Raw genomic sequence first — 8351 nt, forward strand, 5'->3', positions numbered from 1 at the left:
GCCCGCGACTGGCGCGGACGTCCCGGCACGGCTAGTCCTCGGTGTCGGCGTCGCGAGCGGCGGCCGAGGCGGCGAGGCCGCCGCCCACCCGCAGGGGCACCTCTTTCCAGAACGCGACCAGAACCAGCGCGATCAGTGCGATCACGGTGACCGTCAGGAACACCACCGACATCGAGTCCGCGAACCCGACCTTGAACGGCTGGGCCAGGGCGGGGCTGAGCTGCTGGATCACGGAGCTGTCCTGCAGCACGCCTGCCGCCGTCGAGGTGTCGTGACTCGCCAGCCCGGTGGCCAGCGCGACGTCGGCGGGGTTCGCGCTGTGCGCGCCCTCGACGACCGCCTGCTGGAAGGCCGGATCGTGTGCGGCGGACTGCAACTGGCTGGTGATGTTCGGGGTGAGCTGCGAGAACAGGATGGACAGGAACACCGCGACACCGAGGGTGCCGCCGATCTGCCGGAAGAACGTCGCGGCGGCGGTCGACACTCCCATGTCCTGCGGGGGCAGCGCGTTCTGGATCGCCAGGGTCAGCGGCTGCATCAGGTTGCCGAGCCCGAATCCGGTGATCAGCATGAACACCATCACCAGCGGCAGCGGCGAGTCCGCCTGCACGAAGTGCAGCAGGAACATGCCGAGCGTCAGCATGCTCGCGCCGATCAGCGGGAACATCCGGTAGTGCCCGGTCTTCGCGATCAGCTGACCGGAGGTGATGGATCCGATCATCAGTCCGAGCACCATCGGCAGCATCTGCAGCCCGGCGAGGGTCGGACTCGACCCTCGGACCACCTGCAGGTACTGCGGCAGCAGCGAGATGCCACCGAACATGGCCGCGCCGACCACGATCGAGATCACCACGCCGAGCGCGAAGGTGGAGTTGCGGAACATCCGCAGCGGGATCAGCGCCGCGTCACGCATGCTCTTCTCGACGAACACGAAGCCGATCACGCCGACGACGCCGATGACGTAGCAGCTCACCGATGCGGTACTCCCCCAACCCCATTCGCGGCCCTGTTCGGCCACGATCAGCAGCGGGACGATGCCGATCGCGAGCACCAGCGCGCCCCACCAGTCGATCCGCACGCCGGGCTTGCGCACCTTCGGCAGGTGCAGGACGCGGTAGACCACGGCCAGTGCGAACATCCCGATCGGGACGTTGACCAGGAAGACCCAGCGCCAGCCGTCGATGCCGAGGATCGAGCTCTGGCCGGCGAGCAGGCCGCCGAGCACCGGGCCGAGCACGCTGGAGGTACCGAAGACGGCGAGGAAGTAACCCTGGTACTTGGCGCGTTCACGCGGACCGACGATGTCCCCGAGGATGGCCAGCGCCAACGACATCAGGCCGCCGGCGCCGAGGCCCTGGAACGCACGGAACGCCGCGAGCATGTACATCGACTGGGCCAGCGTGCACAGCAACGAGCCGAGCACGAAGATGATGATCGCGGCCATGAAGAACGGCTTGCGGCCGTACATGTCGGAGAGCTTGCCGTACAGCGGCGTGGCCAGCGTCGCGGTGATCAGGTAGGCGGTGGTGACCCAGGCCTGCAGCGAGTAGCCGTTGAGGTCGTCGGCGATGGTCCTGATCGCGGTCGACACGATCGTCTGGTCGAGCGCGGCGAGGAACATGCCGAGCATCAGGCCGGAGAGGATCACCAGGATCTCCCGGTGGCTGAACACCCCTTCCTGCGTGACATTCTCGACGTCCGCGGTGGGGTCGGTCGCATTGCTCATCGTGCGGTCCTCGTTCCGGGTTCGACGGCCGCGAAGGTCGGGCGCGCCAGTTCGTAGTCGGTGACGAACCGGTCCATCAACCGGGCGAAGTCCTCGAGATCCTGCAGCGGCCAGTCGGCGAGGAGCCGACCGAGCTTCTCGTTCCGCAGCGCGCGGATCCGACCCGCGGCCGCGCGACCCGAGTCGGTGACGGCCAGGACGCTGGCCCGGCCGTCGGTCGGGTCGGCCTGGCGCTCGACGTGACCGCGTTCGACCAGCTGCGCGACCTGCCTGCTCACCGTCGACGGATCGGTGTACATCGCCTCGGCCAGCGTCCCGGACCGCATCGGCCCGTCGTTGATCAGCCGGAACAGGCAGGCGTATGCGGCCGGATCGATGCCGTCGGTCGACTTGGCGTGTGCGATCGTCCGGTCGCGAACCCGCTGGAGGCGGACCAGGTAATTGCCGATCTCGTCCGCGAGAGGTTCAACCTCTTCGGGCGTCATGTTCGACTCCTTGCGTGCGTCATTCAACTACTTGATGCCCGCAAGTATGTGCGCAACGCGGCCACTCGGGCAACCGAAAACACGGCGTTTACCGCCGCTTTGGCCGCCCGCTCCGGGTGAGGGGAACCATCGTTCGGCCTGACCGGTCGACGGTGCCCCTCACCGCTGTCGAGGAGGGGTCAGCGTCCCTTGAACTCGGGGGCACGCTTCTGGAAGACGGCCGCCATGGCCTCGCCGATGTCCTCCGACGGGAGGAAGGCCGCGTTCCAGACCGCGACGTAGCGGAGGCTGTCGTCGACGGCGGGCTTGCGACTGTGGTCGAGCACCTCCTTGACGCCCTGCACCACCAGCGGCGGGTTCGCGGCGATCTCCGCGGCGGTGGCGTGCGCGGCCGCGAGCACCGCGTCAGCATCGGCGAACACGTCGTTGACCAGGCCGATCTTCTCCGCCCGTGCGGCGTCGATGTCCTTGCCGGTGAGCGCGAGCTCACGCAGGTGCCCGTCGCCGATGATCGCGGGCAGTCGGGCGAAGCTGCCCATGTCCGCGACGATCGCGACCCGGACCTCACGGATGCTGAACTTCGCGTCGGCGCTCGCGTAGCGGACGTCGGCCGCGGAGATGAGATCGAGCGCACCGCCGATGCACCAGCCCTGGACGGCCGCGACGACGGGCTTGCGGCAGTCCGCGACCGCGTTGATCGAGGCCTGCATCTTCTTGATGTCGCCGAGGAAGGTGGTGCGCGGCGCCGCCTGCGCCTTGTCGGCGAGGGCGGGGCCCATCATCGGCGCCATCGCCGCGAGGTCGAGACCGAATGAGAAGTTCTTGCCCGCGCCCGCGAGCACGACCGCCCGCACCTCCGGGTCGGCGTCGAGCTGCGCGAATATCTGCGGCAGCTCGCTCCAGAAGTCGGGCCCCTGGGCGTTGCCCTTGCCCGGACCGATGAGGGTCACCTGCGCGACGTGGTCCTTGCACTCGACGGTGAAGGCGTTCCAGCTGTGTTCGGTCATTACTCAAGAGTAACCACCCGCCCGGCCGCACGTTAAGGCTGTGAAAATTCGCTGACCGATCGCTGGCTGCCGACCGCGACTACATTGGACAATCTGCAGTGCGACCCGCGCGAGAGCCGGAGGTGGCCCATGCTGCTGCACCAGGGAATCGGACTCGACCGGTTCAACGCCCTGCCCGACCACAGCGCGGTCCACGCCCTCTTCGAGTGCTGCTGCTCGGTGACATGGGCCGGGCACGTCGCGGCCGGCCGGCCGTACTCGTCGCGCTCGGACCTGTTCACCGCCGCCGACTCGGGACTCTTCGAGCTGTCCGACGCGGACGTCGACGCCGCGCTGCAGTGCCACCCCGGCGTCGCCCGCCGGGCGCAGACCACCGCGTCGGCGCTCGAGCAGTGCGCGGTCTGGTCTCCCGACGAGGCGCTCATGCTCGCCGTCGTCGCGGCCTGCGCGCGCTACGAGCAGCAGTTCGGCTACCGCTATCTGTGGTGCGCCGCAGGCCGCGACGCCGCCGAACTGCTGCGCGACGTCACCACTCGGCTGGGCCATTCCGCCGAGGCCGAACGCAAGACGATGCTCGGTGAGCTCGCCAAGATCAATCGGATCCGGATCGAGCGGATGCTCGGTCCCGCGGACGGGTACCGGGACTGACCACAAGCCCGAGCCGCGCGGCGTACACCGCCGCCGCGGTTCGGTTCGGCAACCCGGTCTTGCGCAGAATGTTCTCGACATGCGTCGCGACCGTCGCGCTACCGACGCCCAGACTCCGCGCGACGGCGGCGTTGGAGTGTCCCGTCGACAGCGACTCGAGCACCTCCATCTCCCGCAGCGTGAGCTCACCCGGCGCCGGAATCTTCTTGTATCGCACGAGAATTCCTGCCCGAACCCGCTCGGCGCGCACGCGGTGGACACCGTCCCCCGAGACCAGGGTCGCGGCCGCGCCGGTGCCGTCGTCCCCCATCCTCGCTCCGGCGCGCAGCCACGCGCGGACCGGGTCCGGACTCGCTCCTGGGGTCAACGCGCGCATCCTCCCCGCCGGATCCACCACCAATGCCTCTTCGCCGCGCTCGACCCTGGCTCCGGTCCCGCCCACCGTCGCCAGCGGGTCGATCGCCGCGGCCAGGGTGTCGGCAACCATCGAGACGAGCGCGAGCGACTGATCGTCCACATCCGCGTAGCTGCTCAGGTTGAGCATCCCGACGTATCGGCCGTCCGCCGCGAACAGGCATTGACTCAGCCCGTCGCGGTACCCCTGCGCAGCGATCACGTCGTCGAAGATCGCGCCGCGACGACTGGACGCGTCGATGTCGTGGAGTCGTAGCGGGATCCTGCCCGCGCTCAGCTCCGCGAACTGCGGAAGCGCCTGCATCGCGTCGTTGATCAGCCGCAGCGCGTTGCCCGGGTAACCGAAGCTCGCAGTCGTCTCGTGGCGGTTCGTCACGGGGTCCCACCGCGACAGTGCGGAGTGGTCGTGCGGCACCGCGTCCCGGAGCGCGAACAGCAGCCGGGCGGCCCGGCTGTCTCCGGCCTCGGAGGCTTCCACTGCGACGGTACGCAGTCGGACCGCCGCTCCGACACGTTCCCGCGGAGAGATCGCGTTCATGTCAGGAGTATGCGCCGGACATAGCCGCATCGGGACCTCGTTCACCTCCCCACATCGACGGATGTGGCACCTCCTGCGGACTTCTACCGTGCCGGTACCAACCAGCACCGAGGAGACGCAGTGAACATCACCGAGTACGCGGCACACGATGCGACCGCGCTGGCCGAACTCATTCGCAGTCGTCAGGTCACCGCCGCCGAGGTCCGAGCCGCAGCGGCCGACGCCCTCGACCGGGTGGATCCGCACCTGTCGGCGATCGCGGGCACGCGCTACGACGCGCCACTCGCCTGCGACGAGGACGGTCCCTTCGCAGGGGTTCCGTTCGCGATCAAGGACCTCATCGCCCACGCCGAGGGCGTGCCGACACGGAGCGGCAGCCGGATGTTCGGCGACGGCGTCACGTACCCCTACGACACACACCTGATGGCACGGTTCCGCCGCGCCGGACTCGCGTCCATGGCGACCACCCGCTCGCCCGAGATGGGATTCAACGCATCGACGGAGGCCCTCGCCTACGGCGGCCCCACCCGCAATCCCTGGGACCGCACCCGCAGCGCCGGCGGCTCGAGCGGCGGTTCGGCGGCGCTGGTCGCGGCCGGCGCCCTGCCGATGGCGCACGCGAACGACGGCGGAGGATCGATTCGGATCCCGGCCGCGGCCTGCGGTGCGGTCGGGCTCAAGCCGAGCCGCGGCCGGATCACCCCCGGTCCCGACTTCGCCGACCCGCTGATGGGCCTCGGAGTGGAGTTCGCGATCACCCGCACGGTGCGTGACTGTGCGCGGCTCTTCGACGCGGTGCACGGCTCCGAACCCGGCGACCGCTACCTGCTTCCGGCCCCGGACCGCAGCTATGCCGAGCACGCCGGCATCGGATCGCGGCCGCTGCGGGTGGCCTTCTCCGCAACCCCCGACGACCCGCGCCGGGCGGTGGATCCGGAGAGTGTCGCCGCGCTGGCTCGGGTGGCGCAGCAGTTGGCCGACATGGGCCACACCGTCGAGGAGGCCGCACCGGACATCGATGCCGAGGCATTCGACCGAGCGAACCTCGACGCGTGGTGCAGCTTCCTCGGCGACGCCGTGACCGGGGCGGCGGCACAACTCGGGTGCACGCCCGGCCGGGAACACCTCGAGGCGACCACCCTGGCCTGCGTCGAGTACGGAAAGTCCCTGTCGGCCTTCGACATCTACGCCGCGGAGCGGGTGTTCAACACGGCGACTCGCGAGGTCGCCCGTTTCCTCACCGGATACGACGTGTTGCTGACGCCGACCACCGCCGCACCCACCGTCGAACTGGGCCGCCTCGACGCCGACGACGCCTCGCTGGACGCACGCGGCTGGTACGAGCGGATCTTCGAGTACGGCGCGTTCACCTCCCTCTTCAACGCGACGGGGCATCCGGCGATCTCGCTGCCGCTGGCCCAGTCGAGTGCGGGGCTGCCGATCGGCATGCAGTTCGTCGGCCGCTACGGCGACGAGGCCACCCTGCTCGCGCTGGCGGGCGATCTGGAGAGGGCAATGCCCTGGGCCGACCGAATCCCGTCCGTCCACGTGACCACGCTTGGGGTCGGCTAGTCGACGGCATACTCGTGCCGGCCCGGGTGGAGATCGCGCCCGGGCCGTCGCGGGCGCCGGAGCGGTCGGGTCAGGCGCGGGCGAGCGCGTTCGCGAACAGCCCCGACACGGCGGCCTGCACCGCCCGCTGGTCCACCTGCTCCGGATCGACCGCATGCTCGAGCATCAGCCCGGAGATGAGCGCCATCAGGGTGATCGCGGTGTTGTGCGCGTCCAATCGGTCGGCGACGCCCCATTCGTTGGCCCGCCCGACCAGCAGTTCCTCGATCTGCCCGCGCAACCGCCTGCGCTCGCGCAGGTAGGCCTGGGCGAGCGACGGGTCGCGGCCGGCCTGGACTCCGAACTCGAGCACGAGCAGGGCCCAGCCCGGGTCGCTGACCAGCCAGGAGCTGATGGTCGCGCCGCTGCGGCCGGCGGCATCGGTGACGCTGAGGCCGGCGATCTCCCCGAGGACGCGGGCGGCCAGTTCCAGCGACCGCTCGGCGAACAGCTCGGCGAACAGGTCCTGCTTGGACTCGAAGTTCGAGTAGACGGCGCCCTTGGTGAAGCCCGCGCGCCGCGCGATCTCGGTGAGCCGGGCGGCGACGAACCCGTGCTCGGCGAACTCGTCGGCGGCGGCGGCCATCAGCCGCTGCCGCACCTCCGTGCGGGTCGGGCGGGCCTGCGGTGACGCAGCTCTCCCGAAACTGTCCGAATTCACGCTTGACCCGTCCGCTTCACGATACTTACGGTATTCAATACCCAGAGTATCGGCAAGGGTTCCGCAGATCAGGCAGCTCACTGCGGGATCAGGCATCACCGCGACAGCGAGGAAGCACCCGTATGACGACCACCACCAGCGCACCGGCACCCGAACTCCTCGACGCCAGCCCCGTCGACGAGCCGCACCGGTCCACCAGCCCGACCGACCGCTACAGCCCCCGCCAGATCATGGTCGCCGTCGTGCTGGGCGTCCTGCTGCTCCAACTCGGCTTCATCACCAGCTACGTCGCCGCGTTCCACCAGCCGACCCCGCACGACATCCCGATCGGCATCATCGCCGAGGCGGGACTGCCGGCCGGCGTGGACCAGCAGGTCACCGACAAGCTCAACGCGGCGGACGGCCACCCGGTCCAGGCCCGCGTGCTGGCCAACACCTACGAGGCGAGGAACCTGATCAACGACCGCGAGATCATGGGCGCCTACCTGATCAGCCCCACCGGCACCGACACCCTGATCACCGCCAGCGGCGCCGGCACCTCCGCGGCCAGCGCGCTCGAGGGCATCTTCACCAAGGCCGACGCGGCCCAGCACCGCACCTTCGTGGTGCGCGACGAGGTACCCGTCTCCGTGCACGACAACCGCGGACTGTCCGGCTTCTACCTCTCGATCGGATGGGTGGTCGGGGGCTACCTGCTCGCCGCGTCCATCGGGCTGATGATCGGCGCACCCCGCACCCTGCGAGAGGCGGGCGCGCACATCGCGATCATGGCCGGATATGCCGCCGCGTCCGGGTTCCTCGGCGCGCTGATCACGACGAACCTGCTCGGCACCTTCACCGGACACCTGCTGCCGCTGTCCCTCCTCGGCTTCGGCGTGGTGTTCGCGACCGGCCTGTTCACCATGGGCCTGCGCGCGGCCGTCGGGATCCTGGCGGTCCCGCTGGCGATCCTGATCTTCGTGGTGCTCGGAAACCCCAGCGCCGGCGGCGCATTCGGGTCCAACGTGCTGCCCGCTTTCTGGGCGACCATCGGCCGGTGGATCACCCCCGGTGCGGGCACCGAGGGCGTGCGGAGCATCGTCTACTTCCACGGCACCGGGGTGGCCCAGCCGGTCGTGACCCTCACGCTCTACGCGCTGGTCGGACTGGCGCTGGTGCTCGGATTCACCGCCCGAGCCGTGCGCTCGCGTAGCCGGGTAGCCCCGGCGGCCTCGGCCTGAAGCGGCCGTCGCGCCGCCCGACCGGGTCCGCCGCGCAACTC

8 protein-coding genes are annotated in these 8351 nt (G+C 69.9%); 3 read left to right on the forward strand and 5 right to left on the reverse strand.

The window, feature by feature from the left end; all coding sequences use genetic code 11:
• Positions 1–31: 31 nt before the first annotated feature.
• The 3 genes from ACFXGJ_RS23150 to ACFXGJ_RS23160 all read right to left on the reverse strand — a co-directional run bounded on the left by ACFXGJ_RS23150 (position 32) and on the right by ACFXGJ_RS23160 (position 3218).
• Positions 32–1726 carry an MDR family MFS transporter gene (locus ACFXGJ_RS23150; protein ID WP_378625422.1) on the reverse strand — a complete coding sequence of 565 codons (1695 nt, stop codon included), beginning with the start codon at positions 1724–1726 and terminating at the stop codon, positions 32–34.
• On the reverse strand, positions 1723–2211 hold the full coding sequence (locus tag ACFXGJ_RS23155; protein ID WP_378625424.1) for a MarR family winged helix-turn-helix transcriptional regulator: 489 nt from the start codon (positions 2209–2211) through the stop codon (positions 1723–1725). The genes ACFXGJ_RS23150 and ACFXGJ_RS23155 overlap by 4 nt, the downstream gene beginning before the upstream one ends.
• 179 nt (positions 2212–2390) lie before the next feature.
• Complete coding sequence (locus tag ACFXGJ_RS23160; RefSeq protein ID WP_378625426.1) at positions 2391–3218, reverse strand: crotonase/enoyl-CoA hydratase family protein; 828 nt, start codon at positions 3216–3218, stop codon at positions 2391–2393.
• Between the two features lie 129 nt (positions 3219–3347).
• Here ACFXGJ_RS23160 and ACFXGJ_RS23165 point away from each other — a divergent pair, with 129 nt between their 5' ends.
• Positions 3348–3866 (forward strand): 2-oxo-4-hydroxy-4-carboxy-5-ureidoimidazoline decarboxylase, encoded by a 519-nt coding sequence (locus tag ACFXGJ_RS23165; protein WP_378625429.1) that lies wholly within the window; start codon positions 3348–3350, stop codon positions 3864–3866.
• Here ACFXGJ_RS23165 and ACFXGJ_RS23170 read toward each other — a convergent pair.
• Positions 3811–4818: a LuxR C-terminal-related transcriptional regulator gene (locus ACFXGJ_RS23170; protein ID WP_378625431.1), complete on the reverse strand. Its 1008-nt coding sequence runs from the start codon at positions 4816–4818 to the stop codon at positions 3811–3813. The two genes, ACFXGJ_RS23165 and ACFXGJ_RS23170, sit on opposite strands and share 56 nt — an antisense overlap.
• Positions 4819–4938: 120 nt before the next feature.
• Here ACFXGJ_RS23170 and ACFXGJ_RS23175 point away from each other — a divergent pair, with 120 nt between their 5' ends.
• Entirely contained in the window at positions 4939–6390 is a 1452-nt protein-coding gene (locus ACFXGJ_RS23175; RefSeq protein ID WP_378625433.1) for an amidase, read from the forward strand.
• A gap of 70 nt (positions 6391–6460) precedes the next feature.
• Here the strand turns inward: ACFXGJ_RS23175 and ACFXGJ_RS23180 are convergent, their stop codons facing one another.
• Positions 6461–7030: a TetR/AcrR family transcriptional regulator gene (locus tag ACFXGJ_RS23180; protein ID WP_378625437.1), complete on the reverse strand. Its 570-nt coding sequence runs from the start codon at positions 7028–7030 to the stop codon at positions 6461–6463.
• 182 nt (positions 7031–7212) lie between these two features.
• Between ACFXGJ_RS23180 and ACFXGJ_RS23185 the strand changes: the two genes are divergently transcribed.
• Entirely contained in the window at positions 7213–8310 is a 1098-nt protein-coding gene (locus ACFXGJ_RS23185; protein WP_378625435.1) for a hypothetical protein, read from the forward strand.
• Positions 8311–8351: the final 41 nt, after the last annotated feature.

It is taken from the genome of Rhodococcus sp. NPDC059234, from assembly GCF_042754225.1.
Lineage (GTDB): Bacteria > Actinomycetota > Actinomycetes > Mycobacteriales > Mycobacteriaceae > Rhodococcus_G.